This is a genomic window from Nocardia aurea (genome assembly GCF_003123685.1).
GTDB classification, from domain to species: domain Bacteria; phylum Actinomycetota; class Actinomycetes; order Mycobacteriales; family Mycobacteriaceae; genus Nocardia; species Nocardia aurea.
This window is the reverse complement of the sequence record NZ_QCYJ01000084.1, coordinates 67,579-84,348: the sequence shown is the minus strand read 5'-3', so window position 1 is coordinate 84,348 and position 16,770 is coordinate 67,579. Positions and strand designations below refer to the sequence as shown.

The following is a 16,770-nucleotide window of genomic DNA, read 5'->3' as shown; positions in this document are numbered from 1 at the left end:
GCAGTGTCGGTCTCATGACCGACACTGCCTTTTCCGTTCCCGCGTCGCTGCGTAGGGCCGATCACGTGCCGCGCCCGATCGCGATCGCGTATCAGGCCTTGGTCGTGGCGCTGCTGGCCGGGATCGCCGAGACGATCGCGCGGGTCGCGATCGCACTGGACGATTCCGACGTCGAGCCCGCGGACCTCGCGATCGGGCTGACCACGCGCTGCGTCCTCTATGCGGCCGTCCTGTTCGTGGCGATCCGGATGACGCACGGCGATCGACGGGCCCGGCTGCTGCTGACATTCGGCATCGGCGTCGTCGGCCTGGCCTCGCTGCTGATCGAACCGCTGACCGCCGCGCTCGATGCCGATGACCTCGGCGCGATCCTCACCGGCGCGACCCTCGACGACCTGCTGGTGGCGACCCTGCGAATCGTCCACATCCTCGCCGTGCCGATCGCCGTCGTCGCGATGTACAGACCTGCCGCGCGTGCCTACTTCCGTCGGTGACGCCGTCTGCTCGCGCCGCCGGACTTCCCGCGCACCGACCTCGAGGGTGCGCGGGAAGGCGCTGCGCTAGACCAGCGCGGCGTCGAGGGAGATCTCGTCGACGCCTGCGAGCGCCTTGCTCACCGGGCATCCGGCCTTGGCCGCGGCCGCGGCGGCCGCGAAACCGTCGGCGTCGAGGCCGGAGACCCGGCCACGCACGGTCAACTTGATACCGGTGATCCGGAATCCGCCCGCCGGATCCGGACCGAGGGTGACGTCGGCGCTGACATCCAGGCTCTCCGGCGTACCGCCCGCGTTGCCGATCTGCGCCGAGAGCGCCATCGCGTAGCAGGAGGAGTGCGCGGCGGCGATCAACTCCTCGGGGCTGGTGGTGCCGTCGGCGTCCTCGGCGGAACGCTTCGGGAACGACACGTCGTATTTGCCGACACCCGAGCTGGCCAGTTCGACCTGGCCCGAGCCGTCCTGGAGGCCGCCGGTCCAAGCGGTGCGCGCGGTACGAGTAGGCATCACGGTCCTTTCACAGAAGTCACAGAATTCGATGCGATCGCAGACGAACCTACTCGCCGGATTCAGTCCACGGTGCCGGTACGGCGATCGAGTTGCTCGAGTACGAGCGGCCAGGCCACCAGATGCCGGTCACGCGCCGCCTCGTTCGGAAAACCCGCGTGCCGCAAGCGAAGTCGGATACCGCGCGGCTGATGGACGAATTGGAAGGTGACGACGGTTTCCGCGCCCTCGGTCCCGTCGGCGCCGGTGACCCAGGTCAGTTCGACCAGGCGTTCCGGTTCCAGGCGAAGGAATCGGCCGTAATGCGGATAGCGGTTGCCCGCGTGCTCGGTCTCGAAGAAGAACGGCTCGTTCACCGCGGGCTTCATCAACACCGAACCGGGTGCGGCAAACCAGATATCGAAACCCTGGGTGAGTGCCGCGTATAGCAACGCCGGTGGTGCTGACATGACGCGCTCGACTTTGAGCTCGTGCGGACGAGCGGAGAGATCCGGAAAGCGAATCGGCTGGTCGGACATGACTGGACAATACCCGGACGACCCCGCCGAACCTGGAATTCGCTACTCGGAACGGGTAACCCGCACCGATCGGCGCTCGGTCGCGCGCGCACGAGTTCCCGCAGCCGCGAAGCGCTCCCGCTACCGCGTGGTCGACCCGCGACAGTGACGGCCGATATCCGCCATGCTCGAGCGAATCCACGGCGGGTGGCACCGGCTGGTACGTCACGCGGCGGTCGTCCCGGTACGCGGCGCGGCTTATCCGGGCGGTGTACTTCGTGTACCCGCGACCGGCGGAATATACGACCGGGCGGACTAGTCTCACAGGGGTGAGAGCGCCAGGCATACCCAATCGTGGCTCGGTCCTGTGGGACTGTGGACTCGCCTTCGCCGTCGCGGTCGTGCAGGTAGTGGGGGGACGCGCGGCGAATCTGGGCCAGGACGACGCGCAGTCGCTGGATCTGTTCGGCTACATCCTGCTGCTGGCCGGACCGATCGCGCTGATATTCCGCAGGCGTCAGCCGCTCGCGGTGCTGCTGATCGCGCTCGCGGCGGCCGGGATCTACCTCGCGCTCGACTACGGATACGGCCCGATCTTCATTTCGCTCGTCATCTCCTTCCTCACCGCGGCGATCATCGGATCACGATGGTGGACTTACCCGTTGGTGCCCGCGGGCTACCTGCTGATGGTGTGGCCGGTACCGCATCTGATCGGTCGCCCGACCGACGCATGGCAGCAGTTCGGCATCATGGCCTGGCTCGGCGTCCTGGTGGCGGTGGCCGAGGGGATCCGTCAACGTCGAGCGGTGCTGGAGGCCCGCGAACAGCGCGTCGAAGCCGCGCGCCGCGACGAGGAGGCGCAAATGGAGCGGCGGGCGACCGAGGAGCGTCTCGCCATCGCCCGCGAATTGCACGACGTTCTGGCGCACAGCCTTTCGCTCATCAACGTGCAGTCCTCGGTGGCGCTGGAACTGTTCGACAGGAAACCGCAGCAGGCCGCCACCGCGCTGGCCGCGATCAAGACGGCGAGCAAGGAGGCGCTCGCGGAGGTACACGTCCTGCTACAGACGATTCGCGCCGGTTCGGTCTCCGCGGCCGCCGTGGAGGAGCCCGAACCGGATCGGACCGAATCGCACGGCCGGACGACCCTGTATCGCAACCTGTTCGGCGTCCGGCGCGACGGCGACGAGGGGGTCCGCAACGGCACGCAGCGTGTCGTGACCGAACCGCAACCCGCGCCTGCGCCACGCACCCCGACACCGAGTATCGATGATCTCGACGGCCTGTTGCAGCGCACCCGCGCGGCCGGTGTGCACGTCGACACCCGGGTCATCGGCTCCCCGACGAAATTGCCGAGCGTGCTCGATGTGGCCGCGGCCCGCATCATCCAGGAATCGCTCACCAACGTGGCAACGCACGCACCCGGCGCGGGAGCGACGGTCACTGTGCGCTACACAGCCGAATCGGTGGACCTGACGATCGACAACACCAGACCCACCGCGCCGCAGGCGAAGTCGACCACCGGCGGCCGCAACGGCATCATCGGCATGCGCGAGCGGGCGCACGCGCTCGGCGGTCAACTCACGGCGGGCCCGCGACCCAGCGGCGGCTTCCGTGTCGCGGCCCGGCTGCCCGTGCGAGTCATGGCGGCGACCGAATCGAACGGTCGGAAGGCTTCGCTCCCGGACGAGTCGACGTCGCGGGAGCCGTGATGGGCACCGGACGGTGACCGCGGTGAGCATCCGGGTGCTCGTCGCCGACGACCAGGCGCTGGTGCGCGGCGGATTCGTCGCGCTGCTCGACGCCCAGGACGATATCGAGGTCGTCGGCGAGGCGGACAACGGCGAGCAGGCCGTCCGGATGACGCGCAGCCTCGCCCCCGACGTGGTGCTGATGGATATCCGGATGCCGATCCTGGACGGCCTGGCCGCGACGAAGATGATCGCCGAGGACACCCGGCTGTCCGAGGTGCGGGTGGTCGTGCTGACCACCTTCGAACTCGACGAATACGTTTTCGAGGCGATGCGCTGCGGAGCGACGGGTTTCCTGGTCAAACACACCGAACCCGCGGATCTGCTGCGCGCGGTCCGGGTCGTCGCCGAGGGCGAGGCCCTGCTGTCGCCCGGTGTCACCCGCCGTCTGATCGCCGAATTCTCGGCGCGGGCCAAACCTCCGCCGGATACGGTGCTGACCGAACTCACCGATCGCGAACGCGAAGTGATGACGCTGGTCGCCGAGGGGCTGACCAATGCCGAGATCGGTGCGCGACTGTTCCTGAGCCCGGCCACCGCGCGCACGCACGTCAGTCGGATTCTCACGAAGCTCGGCGCGCGCGACCGCACCCAACTGGTGGTGCTCGCGTACGAGTCGGGACTCGTCCGCCCAGGCTGGCAATAGCGGCCCGGCGCGGCGATCATCACGGCGTAGATGTGCGTGCCCCCGGCGAACGGTAGCGGCGCGCATCCGGCCGATCTATACCTGTTCCTGCCCCGGCTGCGCCGCCGCGCGCTCCTCGTCGGAGAAACCGCCGTCCCAGGCCGCCGCGGGCGCCGTACGGCGACGCGCCGAATAGGCCGCGCCCGCCCGGAAAGCGCCGGCGACACCGGCGGGGGCCGCGGTGTAGGTGATGGATCGGCGCGGGTCGAAACCCATCTGCGAACCGATCCGCACCGCGTCCATATTCGCGCCGAGGAACAGGAAATCCCAGGAATAGACCTCCTGCTGCCGGGTGATCAATGCCCGCACCGCCTCGTGCGTCCATTCCCTACTGGAATTCTCGTGACCGTCGGTGAGGACGACCACGATCACCGTGCCCGGACGCTCGCGCTTCGGTTGTGCGGCGAGGCTCTCGCCGACCTCGGTGACCAGTTTCCCGACCGCGTCGTAGAGCGCCGTGCCGCCGCGCGGACGCAGATCCAGCGCGGGCACCCGCTCGATCGGCAGATCGGCGTACACGCATTTCGTACTCGGTATCGAATTGCGCCAGCGTCACCCTGGTGCTTCCCGGCAACGCGCGCTGTTCTTCGATATAGGCGTCGAAACCGCCGTCGGTATCGGCCTTGATCGATTGCATGGAACCGGAACGATCGAGCAATACGGCCAGCAAAGTCAGTTCGGCATTCGTCATCTCACTCCCCCTGGTAGTGAATATCTCGAACGCTGTCCACGGTACGCCGCCGTACCCGCCGAGCGGCCCGACGAGTAACGACGCTCGACCTGGATTGCGATCGGGTAGTAGAAGCGTGGCGGGATGCGCGGTCGCGCGCTGTCGGCGCACGCTGATACCGTCGCGGCACTTTGACCGAAAGAACGACCGGGGGTCGAATATGGGCATGATCATGAGCTTCGCGGCGATCACCACCGAGGAGTTGGCGAGCGTGCTCACAGATGCCGACGCGGTGACCGAACTCATCGCGACCGGGCCGAGAGCCGGATACGCCCGGGTCGATCTCGACAAATCATGGGACGGGATCCGCTATCTCATGCGCACGGCCGGACTCGGTGTCGATCTGCTCGAAGACGGTCGCACGATCGGTGACGAGGGCACCATGTCCGGGTGGAGTACGGCCGATGTGGAACGCGCGGCCGTAGCCATGCGGGATGTGCCGTTCTCCGACCTGCTCGACCGGTACGACCCGCAGCGGATGGAAGACGCGGACGTCTACCCGAATATCTGGGCCACCGAATGGGCGCTGGACTACCTGCTCGACAACTACCGCCGATTGCGGCATTTCTTCATCGACACCGCGGCCGAGGGGCAGGCGGCGCTCATGGTGTGGGGCTGAGAGCCCGGAACAGCGGCACACGAAATAGGCCCACCCACGGCGTGAACCGTGGGTGGGCCTTTTCGCGGTCGACTACTCGCCCGAGGCGGCCTCGGTCGGGCCTTCGGTCGCGCCGGTCAGCACGACTTCGGGCTTGTCCTCGGCGGCGGGGGCCTTGGTCAGCTTCGCCTTGGGGGTGAAAGTGAACTTGGCATCCTCGCCGGAACCTTCGCCGTCCCAGCCCTCGACGTCGACGAAGACGGTCTGTCCGGGGCCGATCTCGCCGAACAGGATCTTCTCCGACAGCTGATCCTCGATCTCGCGCTGGATGGTGCGACGCAGCGGCCGCGCACCGAGCACCGGATCGAATCCACGCTTGGCCAGCAGCGCCTTGCCCTGCGCCGACAGCTCCATCGACATGTCCTTGTTCTTCAACTGCTTGCCGACGCGCTCGATCATCAGATCGACCATCTGCACGATCTGATCGGTCGTGAGCTGGTGGAAGACGATGACGTCGTCGATGCGGTTGAGGAACTCGGGCCGGAAATGCTTCTTCAGCTCGTCGTTGACCTTGAGCTTCATCCGCTCGTAGTTCGAGCCCTCGCTGTTGGACTGGGTGAAGCCGAGACCGACGGCCTTCGAGATATCCGAGGTGCCGAGGTTCGAGGTGAAGATCAGCACCGTGTTCTTGAAGTCGACGGTACGGCCCTGGCCGTCGGTGAGACGGCCGTCCTCGAGGACCTGCAACAGGGTGTTGTAGATCTCCTGGTGGGCCTTCTCGATCTCGTCGAACAGCACGACCGAGAACGGCTTGCGCCGCACCTTCTCGGTGAGCTGGCCGCCCTCCTCGTAGCCCACGTACCCGGGAGGGGCACCGAACAGGCGCGAGGCGGTGAAGCGGTCGTGGAACTCGCCCATGTCGATCTGGATGAGCGCGTCGTCGTCGCCGAACAGGAAGTTCGCCAGCGCCTTGGACAGCTCGGTCTTACCGACACCGGACGGGCCGGCGAAGATGAACGAGCCGGACGGACGCTTCGGATCCTTCAGGCCGGCGCGAGTGCGGCGGATCGCCTTGGAGACGGCCTTGACGGCATCCTCCTGGCCGATGATCCGCTTGTGCAGCTCGTCCTCCATGCGGAGCAGACGGGTGGTCTCCTCCTCGGTGAGCTTGAAGACGGGGATACCGGTCCAGTTGGCCAGCACCTCGGCGATCTGCTCGTCGTCGACCTCGGCCACGACGTCCAGGTCACCCGAACGCCACTGCTTCTCCCGCTCGGCGCGCTTGGCGACGAGCTGCTTCTCCTTGTCGCGCAGCCGCGCGGCCTTCTCGAAGTCCTGCGCGTCGATCGCGCTTTCCTTCTCCCGGCGCGCGTCGGCGATCTTGTCGTCGAATTCGCGCAGGTCCGGCGGGGCGGTCATGCGACGGATACGCATGCGCGCGCCCGCCTCGTCGATCAGGTCGATCGCCTTGTCCGGGAGGAACCGGTCGTTGATGTAGCGGTCGGCCAGGGTCGCGGCGGCCACGAGCGCGCCGTCGGTGATGGAGACCCGGTGGTGTGCCTCGTAGCGGTCACGCAGACCCTTGAGGATGTTGATGGTGTGCTCGACGGTCGGCTCGCCCACCTGGACCGGCTGGAAGCGGCGTTCCAGGGCGGCGTCCTTCTCGATGTACTTGCGGTACTCGTCGAGGGTGGTCGCGCCGATGGTCTGGAGCTCACCGCGGGCCAGTTTCGGCTTCAGGATCGAGGCCGCGTCGATCGCGCCCTCGGCCGCGCCCGCACCGACGAGCGTGTGCAGCTCATCGATGAACAGGATGATGTCGCCGCGGGTGTTGATCTCCTTGAGGACCTTCTTCAGGCGTTCCTCGAAATCACCGCGGTAGCGGCTGCCCGCGACCAGGGAACCCAGGTCGAGGGTGTAGAGCTGCTTGTCCTTGAGGGTCTCGGGGACCTCGCCGTTGACGATGGCCTGCGCGAGGCCCTCGACCACGGCGGTCTTGCCGACACCGGGCTCGCCGATCAGCACCGGGTTGTTCTTGGTGCGGCGGCTCAGCACCTGCATGACGCGCTCGATTTCCTTCGAGCGGCCGATGACCGGGTCGAGTTTGCCCTCGAGCGCGGCCTGGGTCAGGTTGCGACCGAACTGGTCGAGCACCAACGAGGTGGACGGCGTACCCGCCTCACTCCGCGTGCCGGACTCGACGGCTTCCTTGCCCTGGTACCCGGACAGCAGCTGGATGACCTGCTGACGGACCCGGTTGAGGTCGGCGCCCAGTTTGACGAGCACCTGGGCCGCGACGCCCTCGCCCTCGCGGATCAGCCCGAGCAGGATGTGCTCGGTACCGATGTAGTTGTGGCCGAGCTGCAGCGCTTCGCGCAAGCTCAGTTCCAGCACCTTCTTCGCCCGCGGGGTGAAGGGGATGTGACCGGACGGGGCCTGCTGACCCTGGCCGATGATCTCCTCCACCTGGCTGCGCACACCCTCCAACGAAATGCCGAGGGATTCCAGCGACTTCGCCGCGACGCCCTCGCCCTCGTGGATCAACCCAAGCAGGATGTGCTCGGTGCCGATGTAGTTGTGGTTGAGCATCCGGGCCTCTTCTTGGGCCAGGACAACGACACGCCTCGCGCGGTCGGTGAACCTCTCGAACATCGCTCCCTCACTCTCCTGCTCAAGCCTTCACTGGCGTCCGACGCTTCAGTGCTGTTGTCCAACCTGTGGTCGTCAGCCTGCCATGAAGCCCGGGGGTTGCGGTCCCCGCCTCCACTCTAGTTGGCAGGGGTTCGAGCCGCCGCCGGTCCACCCTATTGGGGGCCGGTGACAGCACCGTCATTCACTCACAACGTGAGCGACGCGGGATTCGTTTCCGTGCAGGTTTTGCCTACAGCGAACAACGGACTCCCGACCCGCATCGGCCGCTTCTCCGCATCATCCTTCATAACCGCGGCGCCCGCCACACCGTGGAATCGGTGTGGCGGGCGACGAACGCGCCGGATCGGCCGTCCCGCGGGTCGCGAGACCCGCGTTACGTCCCTCCAGGGTAATCAACCGAGGACGCGCGCTCCCGCACCCTGCCCGCTCGTGTACGGGACGGGGTGTCCGGTACCGGACGCCGACGAAGCCTCCGAGGTTACGGTCGCCCCCGGAGCCGCTGACGCCTTCGCGCCGCCGTGCTGCACCCCCGCGACGAACAACGCGCCGCACAGCACCAGGAACGCCGCGGTGTGCAGCACCGCCCTGACGATATTCCAACGGACCCAGGCGGATTCGAAATCGGCGCGGACCGCGGCCGGGTCCGCGAGCGCGGCGACGTCACCGGCCGAGGCGAGTTGATCGTTCAAGGGCACATTGAGGGTGCCGGTCACAGCGAAGGCGATCACATTGAGCGCCAACGCGATCCCGATCCAGACCAAGGTCGCGCGGTGATCGGCGCCGAGATGCAGTGCCGCCGCGGCGACACCGAACACGAGTGTGCCGACGAATCCGACGAGGAACCACGGATTGATGATCACCACGTTGATCTTCTGCATCACGTCGATGATCGTGCGATCGTCGCCGCGGCCGAGCGCGGGCATCACCGACATGGCGTAGGCGTAGAAAACCCCCGCGATCAGTCCCGTCGCGAGTGTGGCCGCCACCAGGGCGGCGATTCGGAGCGCGAACATATTCTTTTCTCCTGCCTCGGAAAACCCCTCCCGATCACGGTCGGGCTCGATACATCCGAGTCAACCGTTTCCGGGCGGGCTCCTCCATGGCCGAGAATCTCGGCTACCTGTTCGATCGTCTACCGCCCTGGAAGGGGCGCCGATCACAGATCCCGGTCGGAGATGATGCCGCTCTGCATGGCGAGAAAGGCCAGCCGCACGCGTTTCTGATTCTGCGGCAAACTCTCCACGCCGAACTTGGCGAACAGCGCGCGCAGATGTGTCTTGATGGCGTCGACGCTGAGGAACAATTCCTCGGCGATCGCCTGATTGGACGCGGGTGTCGCGAAACTGGCGCCGTTCTTGTACGGCCTGCACAGCGCGATCAGAACCGACCGCTGGGTTTCGGTCAGTGAGCGCAGCGTGGGGATGGAACCGGTGGCGGTGCGCGTGGCGTCCTCGGCCACGCTGCCGAAATCGTGGAACGACACCAGCGAGGTGCCGACCCGGATGCGATCGCCCGCCATCAGCCGGTGTCTGCCGACCAGCCGCTCACCGTTGACGAACGTTCCGTTGCGGGACAGACCGTCGTCGACGATGGTCCAGTGCGCGCCGATGTACTCGACCGCCGCGTGCAGGCGGGAGACCTCGGCATCCCAGCTCAGGGTCAGATCGGCCTGGGGGGAACGTCCGATGGTGATCCGCTGCCGGTCGGGGGTCAGCATGATCTCCTGCTGACGGCCGGCGTCATCGGTGAATCGCAACAATGATCCGATGAATCCTGTCACTGCGCCGATACCTCATCTCTCCATACCGCCAGTGACATCCTTCGCACGGCTTCCATGGTCCCGCGCCGGGGTGATCCGAGCAAGATCGCGTCGCGTCGTCGACCGAGCACCTCGATTACCCGACCCTCCCACTATGGCGCAACGATGTCGGAACCGCCTACCGCGACCGATACCGGTCATACCGGGGCAGTATCACAAACGAAGCTGCCACCCCGGCGTCGCACGATTTCGCCCGGGGCGGCAGCCCGAATTCGATTTCAGCTCTTCGCAGCCTTGTTGTAAGCGTCGGTGATGTCGGCGGAGATACGACCCCGCGCGGATACCTTGTGCCCATTCCGGCGAGCCCACTCGCGAATTGCGGCACTTTGTTCCCGGTCGATCGAGACCCGGCTCTTCGGACTCGCCGCGGCACCGGCGGCGGCTTTGACGCGCCGACGACCACTGACCCGGCGTGCGCTGGAAACCCACTGCTCCAGCTCGTCACGAAGCTTCGAAGCATTGGCCGACGACAGGTCGATCTCGTACGAAACACCGTCGATCGCGAACTCGATGGTCTCGTCCGCGATGGACTCACCGTCGACATCGTCGATCAGGCTAACGGTGACCTTCTTTGCCATGAGATGAACGTCCTCTCGAAATCGTGCGACCCGCATACTAGGCCGATTACCCGAGGCAAGAATACCTCGAATTCTAAAAATTCCAAGACGAGACTTCGGCTATGCAATCCAGTGCTCAGCGAGTGACCGGACGCACAATTGGGAACAGTATCGTTTCTCGGATTCCCAAACCTGTCAGCGCCATCAACAACCGATCGATTCCCATACCCGTTCCGGTTGTCGGCGGCATGCCGTGCTCCATCGCGGCGAGGAAGTCTTCGTCCAACACCATAGCCTCGTCGTCACCGGCGGCGGCAAGCCGTGCCTGATCCACGAAGCGTTCGCGCTGGATCACCGGATCTACCAACTCCGAATAGCCCGTTGCCAACTCGAAGCCGCGAACATAGAGATCCCACTTCTCGGTAACTCCGGGCTTGCTCCGATGCTGTCTGGTGAGCGGAGAAGTCTCCACCGGGAAGTCACGAACGAAAGTCGGCGCATACAACTTGTCGCCGTACTGATGCTCCCAGAGTTCCTCGACGAGTTTGCCGTGCCCGTAGCCCTTACCCGCGGGAATTTCCAGGCCGACCCGATCGGCGAGCGCAAGCAATTCCGCGACCGACGTTTCCGGGGTGACGGCTACGCCCAGCGCATCCGACAGCGACGGGTACATCTCGACCGTCGCCCACTCGCCGCGCAGATCATATTCGGTGCCGTCGGCGAGCATGACCACCTGGGTGCCGAACGCTTCCTGCGCGACTTCCTGCACCAATTCCCGGGTCATCCTGGCCGAGTCGTCATAGGTGCCGTATGCCTCGTAAGTTTCGAGCATCGCGAACTCCGGCGAATGCGTGGAGTCGGCGCCTTCGTTGCGGAAGTTCCTGTTGATCTCGAAGACCTTCTCCAGGCCGCCGACCACGCATCGTTTCAGGAACAACTCGGGCGCGATTCGAAGGTAGAGGTCCATATCGAGGGCATTGGAATGCGTGACGAAGGGTCGTGCCGCCGCGCCGCCGTGCAGGGTTTGCAGCATCGGGGTCTCGACCTCGAGAAAACCGCGGCGATCCAGCGCGGCACGAAGCGCGCGCACCACGCCGACCCTGGTCCTCGCCATTTCCCTGGCTTCCGGACGCACGATCAGATCGACATAGCGCTGCCGAACGCGCGATTCCTCGTTCATCTCCTTGTGGGCCACCGGCAACGGCCGCAGCGCCTTGGCGGACATGGACCAGGAATCGGCCATGACGCTCAATTCACCGGTCCGCGACGCGATCACCTCGCCGTGGACGAATACGAAATCGCCCAGATCGACGTCGGACTTCCAGGCCGCGAGCGCGTCGGGACCGACACCGTTCAGGCTGATCATCGCCTGCAACTTGGTGCCGTCGCCCTCCTGCAGCGTCGCGAAACAGAGCTTTCCCGTATTGCGCAGGAAAATCACGCGACCGGCGACGCCGACCTGTAATCCGGTGTTGGTATCGGCGGCCAGGTCGGGATAGGCGGCACGAATTTCGGCGAGAGTATGGGTCCGGGGCACCACGACGGGATAGGCCTCGGTGCCCGACTCGAGCAACCGTTCCCGCTTGTCCCGCCGAATGCGGATCTGCTCGGGAATGTCGTCGACGGTCGGTGCGGGACGGCCGGACTTGCCCCCGGCGGCCGACGCCTTCGTCGGCTCGGCAGAAGGGGGTTGCGGGGTGCTCACGACCGCCCCTCGCTGACGCTCGGCGGGGTCGCGAGCAATGCTGCTGCGCCTATGGATCGCTCGCTACGCTCACTCACAACCAACTACCCTAGCGGGCAGCGGAAATCGTTTTGCGAGCCGCCCGGGCAGTGCGGCGCGAATGCCGGTCCGATGCCGATTTCCCCCGGCCTCGGCGCACGGCTTTACCCGGCGGCGGACCCGGCGATAACCGGGGGCCGTCCGAAACCTATTGCGTCGCCGAAAAACTCGGCGAGGGAGTCGATCGCCGAATTACAGCGACGCCAGTGAAGCGACCTCGCGGGTGAAGTGCGACGCGCGGATTCCGATGGTCAGCAGTCCGGCCGCCTTCAATGCCTGGTAGCCGCCGACCAGATCGGTCGCCCGGTGTAGGCCGAGTTCTTGCAGCGACGCCGCCGCCAGGCTGGAGGTATAACCCTCCGAGCACAGGACGATCCATTCCACGTCGTGATCGGTGGCCGTGGCCAACCGCGCGGAACTGGTCGGATCGAGCCGCCACTCCAGCACATTCCGTTCGATGACGAGCGCGCCCGGCAGGGTGCCCTCACGGCCACGCTGGGCCTGCGGCCGGATATCGACCAGAATCGCTCCCCTGGCGAGTGCCTCCGGCAATTCGAAGGCATAGATCCGATTCAAACGGGCGCGCGCGTTGTCGAGCATCTGATCGATGGTCAGGCGGCTCATCACATATCACCTTCGGGCTGGTCGGTGAGAACGGTCGAGGTACGTCGCAGGGTGCCGTGACCGGTCACCTCGTAGTACGACATGGCGGTGAGCGGCGGCGAATACGCGTGCACACTCAGGGTGGGTTCGAGCGGGCCTGCCGATTCCACAGCGGCGGGCGCGCGCATGACATCGTGCACCCAGCCGATAGGGAAAGAAGCCTGATCACCCGCGGCCAACGTGCGGCTGCGCAATTCGGTGCCATTCCAGCGGAATTCCGAGAGAGCGCCGCTGAGCACGGTGAGCGCGCCGAGCGAACCCGCGTGGTCGTGCAATTCGGTGGATTTTCCCGGCGTCCAACTGATCAGCCAGACATCGACCTCGTCGTCGGAGAGCAACCGGGTGGCCCAGCGCTCCTCGGACGGCCAGATGCCCTGGTCGGGCAGCAGGTGGTCGTAACGTCCCGCCAGGACGTCCTCGGCGCCCTCGTCGGTCAGGCGCAACAGATCCGCGGGACGCAACCGCGTCGGCAACGCGGAGGCCACGGCACGATCGATCGGCGGAACGGCCGAATGGCGATCACGTCCGGAAGTGAGGGAAAGGACGGAAGAACGCATGAGCGAATCTCCAGGATTTGTGCGACGGTCGAGGGACGTAGTCAGCCTCGAACTGTCGAGGCCATATCAGCCTCGACAACACTCCGTATTCAGATCCTGGGTGCTCACGCCGTAATACACAGGGGCGAGCATAGCAGCGGATCCGCGATGAGCAACACCCGCTCGACAGTGATCTACACCCCACCCGCGCGCTTCGCCCCACCCGCGATCTACACCCCACCCGTTCATTTTCGGCGCAGCTGATTGCGCTCGTAGACCAGGCGCAGGCCGATCAGGGTGAGATGCGGTTCGTGGTGGTCGATGGTCTCGGACTCGGGGACGATCAGCGGCGCGCTGAACCCCGTCGCCACCACCGCGACATCGTCGCCCGCGAAGGCGTCGAACTCGTCGCGTATGCGATCGATGAGTCCGTCCACCATGCCCGCGAATCCGAAGACCGCCCCGGATTGAATGGCCTCGACGGTATTCTTGCCGACCACCGAACGCGGTCTCGCCAATTCCACCCGGCGCAGCGCGGCCCTTTCGATCAGGGCTTCGCTGGAGATCTCCACACCCGGTGCGAGCACGCCGCCGAGAAATTCTCCCTTGGCCGAGACCAGATCGACCGTGGTCGCCGTGCCGAAATCGACGACGATCGCCGCTTTTTCGAAACGATGATGCGCGGCAAGGGTGTTCACGATCCGATCGGCGCCGATCTCCTTCGGATTGTCGACCAGCAGCGGAATTCCGGTGCGCACACCGGGTTCGACCACCACATGCGGTACGTGATGCCAATAGCGGTCCAACATCGTGCGCAATTCCCGCAGGACCGGCGGCACGGTCGACAGCGCGGCGACGCCGACGACCTGTTCCAGATGTTCACCGACCAGTCCGCGCACCTGCATGGCGAATTCGTCGGCGGTCAGCAGCGGATTCGTGTGCATCCGCCAGTGCCGCGCCAATTTCGCGTGCGAACCGCTGCCGGAGAACAACCCCAGTTCGATACTCGTATTGCGGACATCGATGGTCAGCAGCATTGCTCAACCGATCCCGTTGGTCGCGGTGCTCGTCAGGCGAAGGCCAGGGGCGCGGAACGATCGGCCGCGTTCAGCGAGCGCGGCGAGGTCAGGCCCGAACCCTGCGGCGCGTGCGCCGGATCCGAACCGAGGTCGGTCGGGCGGTTGTGGTCGTCGACGAAGACGACCTTGGGGGCATAACCCGCGATCTCCTGCTCGTTCATCATGCCGTAGGCGATGAGGATGACCAGATCACCCGGATGCACCAGATGCGCTGCGGCGCCGTTGATTCCGATGATGCCGGAACCGCGCTCGCCCGCGATGACATAGGTCTCGAGGCGGGCGCCGTTGTCGATGTCGACGATGCAGACCTGCTCGCCCTCCAGCAGGTCGGCGGCGTCGAGCAGATCCTGGTCGACGGTCACCGAACCGACATAGTGCAGATCGGCGTGGGTCACGGTGGCCCGGTGGATCTTGGATTTCATCATGGTGCGCAACATCTGTGTCGCCTTTCCTACTGAGCTGCCCGAGCGGGCGTGGAATCGGCCCCGGGCTGCCGGGGCACTGTGGTCGGGGAAGCCGACGGGGTCGGGGCGGTCGGGGAAGCCGACACGGTCGGATGGCCGTCGATCGAGACGCCGAGCGGGATGGCCGCGTTGTCGATCAGCCGGGTGGGGCCGACCCTGGCCGCCACGAGGAGCCGGGCATTGCCCCCGGCGAGGACAGCCTCGACCGGTTCGAGAGTCGACGAACGCAGTTCCAGGTAGTCGAGTTCGACACCCGGCGCGTCGTCGAGCACCGCGCGAGCGGCGGCGAGCACGCCGTCGGCGCCGAGACCGCCCGCGTGCCTGCCCGCGGCCAGCGCCGCCGACAGGGCGAGCGCCGATTCACGTTGCGCGGCATCGAGATACCGGTTTCGCGAGGACATGGCCAGGCCGTCGGCCTCGCGCACGGTCGGCAGCGGGACGATCTTCACGTCGAAATTCAGATCGCGGACCATCTGCCGGATCAAGGTCAGCTGCTGATAGTCCTTCTCACCGAAGAACGCCTCGGACGGGCGCGCGATCTGGAGCAGTTTGGCGACCACGGTGAGCATGCCCGCGAAATGCGTCGGCCTGCTCGCGCCCTCCAGCTCCGCGCCGAGCGGGCCGGGATGCACGGTGGTGCGCGGGCCGTCGGGGTACATATCGGCGACGCTGGGCGCGAAGACCAGATCGACGCCCTCGGACCGCAGCAGTTCGACATCGGCGTCGAGGGTGCGCGGGTATTTGTCGAGATCCTCGTTCGCGCCGAATTGCAGCGGATTGACGAAGATCGAGACGATCACCACCTGATTGGTGCGCTTGGCGCGGCGCACGATCTCCAGGTGACCTTCGTGCAGCGCGCCCATCGTCGGCACCAGGCCGATGGTGCGGCCGACACCGCGCAGCGCCTTGGCGATCGCGCCGAGCGCGGCCGGATCGTGGTGCACGGTCAGCTCACCCGGCCGGTACGAGGGTCGATTCGTCATCGGGTCCGTCCTTCCAGGAGCTCGATCAGGGCGGGATCGGTCCCGGCCCATTGGGCGGTGCGCAACGAGAGCGCGCGGTAACTCGCGGCCACCTGCGGGTCCACGGCGTCGAGCGCTTCCAGATGGGCCGCGACGGCCTCGGTGTCACCTCGGGCGACCGGTCCGGTCAGCGCGGCGCGACCGCGTCGCAACGCATTGTCGAGCGCGGCCGAGGCCAGCGGTGCGAGCAGCCGCTCGGCCAGGCCGTTGGGCTGCTCGTCGACCAGTTGCTGACCGAGTAGCCCCTGACCCGACAGCGCCTCGCGCAGCGCGGCGACCGCGTCGACGATCACCGTCACCAGGTGATTACTCCCGTGCGCGAGCGCGGCGTGGTACAGCTGACGGTTCTCCTCCGCCACCCGCACCGGCTCACCGCCCATCTCGATGACCAGCGATTGCGCGATGGCGTAGCCGATATCGTCGGCCGCGGTGACGCCGAAGCAGGCATTGCCCAGGCGGGCGACATCCTCGTCGTGTCCGGTGAATGTCATGGCCGGGTGGATCGCCAGCGGCAGCGCGCCCGTCGCCGCGAGCGGAGCGAGCACGGCCACGCCGTTGGCACCGGAGGTGTGCGCCACGATCGTGCCCGCGCGCACCGCGCCGGAACTCGCCAGACCGCGTACCAGGCCCGCCAGTTCGGCGTCGGGCACCGCGAGCAGCAGCAGTTCACTGCGTTCGGCCACCTTCTCGACCGGCAGGATCTCCGAATCGGGCAACCTGGTCCGCGCCCGGTGTACCGAGGCGTCGGAAATCGCCGAAACACCGAACACCACGTGTCCGGCCCGCTCCAGCGCCGCGCCGAGGGCCGAACCTACGCGTCCCGCCGAGACGATTCCCACCGTCAGCCGTGCGGGCGCCGGGTCGAAATCCTTCGATCCCTTACCTGAACTCTCGGGCGCGTTGTCGGAAGTCACGCTTCTCGAGGTCAACATT

Annotated in this window: 18 protein-coding genes; 4 read left to right on the top strand and 14 right to left on the bottom strand. The window is 66.4% G+C overall.

Annotated elements, in window-relative coordinates:
* Positions 1-14 precede the first annotated feature (14 nt).
* On the top strand, positions 15-494 hold the full coding sequence (locus tag DAT37_RS13620; RefSeq protein ID WP_157978482.1) for a hypothetical protein: 480 nt from the start codon (positions 15-17) through the stop codon (positions 492-494).
* A gap of 66 nt (positions 495-560) precedes the next feature.
* Here DAT37_RS13620 and DAT37_RS13615 read toward each other — a convergent pair whose 3' ends face one another.
* Together DAT37_RS13615 and DAT37_RS13610 are read right to left on the bottom strand one after the other, a co-directional pair.
* Entirely contained in the window at positions 561-1,001 is a 441-nt protein-coding gene (locus DAT37_RS13615) for an OsmC family peroxiredoxin (RefSeq protein WP_109525094.1), read from the bottom strand.
* 62 nt (positions 1,002-1,063) lie between these two features.
* Entirely contained in the window at positions 1,064-1,519 is a 456-nt protein-coding gene (locus tag DAT37_RS13610) for an SRPBCC family protein (RefSeq protein WP_109525093.1), read from the bottom strand.
* A gap of 308 nt (positions 1,520-1,827) precedes the next feature.
* On the opposite strand from DAT37_RS13610, the gene DAT37_RS13605 reads away from it, so the two are divergent.
* On the top strand, positions 1,828-3,210 hold the full coding sequence (locus DAT37_RS13605) for a sensor histidine kinase (RefSeq protein WP_109525092.1): 1,383 nt from the start codon (positions 1,828-1,830) through the stop codon (positions 3,208-3,210).
* A gap of 22 nt (positions 3,211-3,232) precedes the next feature.
* Positions 3,233-3,895, top strand: coding sequence for a response regulator transcription factor (locus DAT37_RS13600; RefSeq protein WP_109525599.1), 663 nt, complete (start codon positions 3,233-3,235; stop codon positions 3,893-3,895).
* A gap of 75 nt (positions 3,896-3,970) precedes the next feature.
* Here DAT37_RS13600 and DAT37_RS13595 read toward each other — a convergent pair whose 3' ends face one another.
* Positions 3,971-4,453 carry a vWA domain-containing protein gene (locus tag DAT37_RS13595; protein WP_232839732.1) on the bottom strand — a complete coding sequence of 161 codons (483 nt, stop codon included), beginning with the start codon at positions 4,451-4,453 and terminating at the stop codon, positions 3,971-3,973.
* Positions 4,454-4,830: 377 nt separating this feature from the next.
* Here DAT37_RS13595 and DAT37_RS44095 point away from each other — a divergent pair, with 377 nt between their 5' ends.
* Positions 4,831-5,283 carry a YfbM family protein gene (locus DAT37_RS44095; RefSeq protein ID WP_157978481.1) on the top strand — a complete coding sequence of 151 codons (453 nt, stop codon included), beginning with the start codon at positions 4,831-4,833 and terminating at the stop codon, positions 5,281-5,283.
* A gap of 72 nt (positions 5,284-5,355) precedes the next feature.
* Here the strand turns inward: DAT37_RS44095 and DAT37_RS13585 are convergent, their stop codons facing one another.
* The 11 genes from DAT37_RS13585 to DAT37_RS13535 form a co-directional block, all read right to left on the bottom strand.
* Positions 5,356-7,914, bottom strand: a complete 2,559-nt coding sequence (locus DAT37_RS13585; RefSeq protein ID WP_109525090.1) for an ATP-dependent Clp protease ATP-binding subunit — start codon at positions 7,912-7,914, stop codon at positions 5,356-5,358.
* A gap of 392 nt (positions 7,915-8,306) precedes the next feature.
* Positions 8,307-8,927 carry an anthrone oxygenase family protein gene (locus DAT37_RS13580; protein WP_109525089.1) on the bottom strand — a complete coding sequence of 207 codons (621 nt, stop codon included), beginning with the start codon at positions 8,925-8,927 and terminating at the stop codon, positions 8,307-8,309.
* A gap of 143 nt (positions 8,928-9,070) precedes the next feature.
* Positions 9,071-9,631: an FHA domain-containing protein gene (locus tag DAT37_RS13575; protein ID WP_109525598.1), complete on the bottom strand. Its 561-nt coding sequence runs from the start codon at positions 9,629-9,631 to the stop codon at positions 9,071-9,073.
* A 320-nt stretch (positions 9,632-9,951) separates the two neighbouring features.
* On the bottom strand, positions 9,952-10,311 hold the full coding sequence (locus DAT37_RS13570) for a histone-like nucleoid-structuring protein Lsr2 (protein WP_109525088.1): 360 nt from the start codon (positions 10,309-10,311) through the stop codon (positions 9,952-9,954).
* 115 nt (positions 10,312-10,426) lie between these two features.
* Entirely contained in the window at positions 10,427-11,905 is a 1,479-nt protein-coding gene (gene lysS, locus DAT37_RS13565; protein ID WP_109525597.1) for a lysine--tRNA ligase, read from the bottom strand.
* Between the two features lie 360 nt (positions 11,906-12,265).
* A complete protein-coding gene (locus DAT37_RS13560; RefSeq protein WP_109525596.1) occupies positions 12,266-12,688 on the bottom strand; it encodes a rhodanese-like domain-containing protein in 423 nt (140 codons plus the stop codon).
* An 8-nt stretch (positions 12,689-12,696) separates the two neighbouring features.
* A complete protein-coding gene (locus tag DAT37_RS13555; protein ID WP_232839731.1) occupies positions 12,697-13,293 on the bottom strand; it encodes a cysteine dioxygenase in 597 nt (198 codons plus the stop codon).
* A 224-nt stretch (positions 13,294-13,517) separates the two neighbouring features.
* Entirely contained in the window at positions 13,518-14,309 is a 792-nt protein-coding gene (locus DAT37_RS13550; protein WP_109525086.1) for a type III pantothenate kinase, read from the bottom strand.
* Positions 14,310-14,341: 32 nt separating this feature from the next.
* Entirely contained in the window at positions 14,342-14,788 is a 447-nt protein-coding gene (gene panD / locus DAT37_RS13545; protein ID WP_109525085.1) for an aspartate 1-decarboxylase, read from the bottom strand.
* A gap of 14 nt (positions 14,789-14,802) precedes the next feature.
* The gene (panC, locus tag DAT37_RS13540) at positions 14,803-15,798 is read right to left on the bottom strand and encodes a pantoate--beta-alanine ligase (RefSeq protein ID WP_109525084.1); all 996 of its coding nucleotides are present in this window, start codon (positions 15,796-15,798) and stop codon (positions 14,803-14,805) included.
* A complete protein-coding gene (locus DAT37_RS13535) occupies positions 15,795-16,751 on the bottom strand; it encodes a Rossmann-like and DUF2520 domain-containing protein (RefSeq protein WP_232839730.1) in 957 nt (318 codons plus the stop codon). Before DAT37_RS13535 ends, panC begins: the two co-directional genes overlap by 4 nt.
* Positions 16,752-16,770: the final 19 nt, after the last annotated feature.

Bases quoted from the DNA above. Each gene is read 5' to 3' on its own strand.
- DAT37_RS13620 (WP_157978482.1), top strand. From the start codon at position 15: ATGACCGACACTGCCTTTTCCGTTCCCGCGTCGCTGCGTAGGGCCGAT.
- DAT37_RS13615 (WP_109525094.1), bottom strand. From the start codon at position 1,001: ATGCCTACTCGTACCGCGCGCACCGCTTGGACCGGCGGCCTCCAGGAC.
- DAT37_RS13610 (WP_109525093.1), bottom strand. From the start codon at position 1,519: ATGTCCGACCAGCCGATTCGCTTTCCGGATCTCTCCGCTCGTCCGCAC.
- DAT37_RS44095 (WP_157978481.1), top strand. From the start codon at position 4,831: ATGATCATGAGCTTCGCGGCGATCACCACCGAGGAGTTGGCGAGCGTG.
- DAT37_RS13585 (WP_109525090.1), bottom strand. From the start codon at position 7,914: ATGTTCGAGAGGTTCACCGACCGCGCGAGGCGTGTCGTTGTCCTGGCC.
- DAT37_RS13580 (WP_109525089.1), bottom strand. From the start codon at position 8,927: ATGTTCGCGCTCCGAATCGCCGCCCTGGTGGCGGCCACACTCGCGACG.
- DAT37_RS13575 (WP_109525598.1), bottom strand. From the start codon at position 9,631: ATGCTGACCCCCGACCGGCAGCGGATCACCATCGGACGTTCCCCCCAG.
- DAT37_RS13570 (WP_109525088.1), bottom strand. From the start codon at position 10,311: ATGGCAAAGAAGGTCACCGTTAGCCTGATCGACGATGTCGACGGTGAG.
- DAT37_RS13555 (WP_232839731.1), bottom strand. From the start codon at position 13,293: ATGCGTTCTTCCGTCCTTTCCCTCACTTCCGGACGTGATCGCCATTCG.
- DAT37_RS13550 (WP_109525086.1), bottom strand. From the start codon at position 14,309: ATGCTGCTGACCATCGATGTCCGCAATACGAGTATCGAACTGGGGTTG.
- panD (WP_109525085.1), bottom strand. From the start codon at position 14,788: ATGTTGCGCACCATGATGAAATCCAAGATCCACCGGGCCACCGTGACC.
- panC (WP_109525084.1), bottom strand. From the start codon at position 15,798: ATGACGAATCGACCCTCGTACCGGCCGGGTGAGCTGACCGTGCACCAC.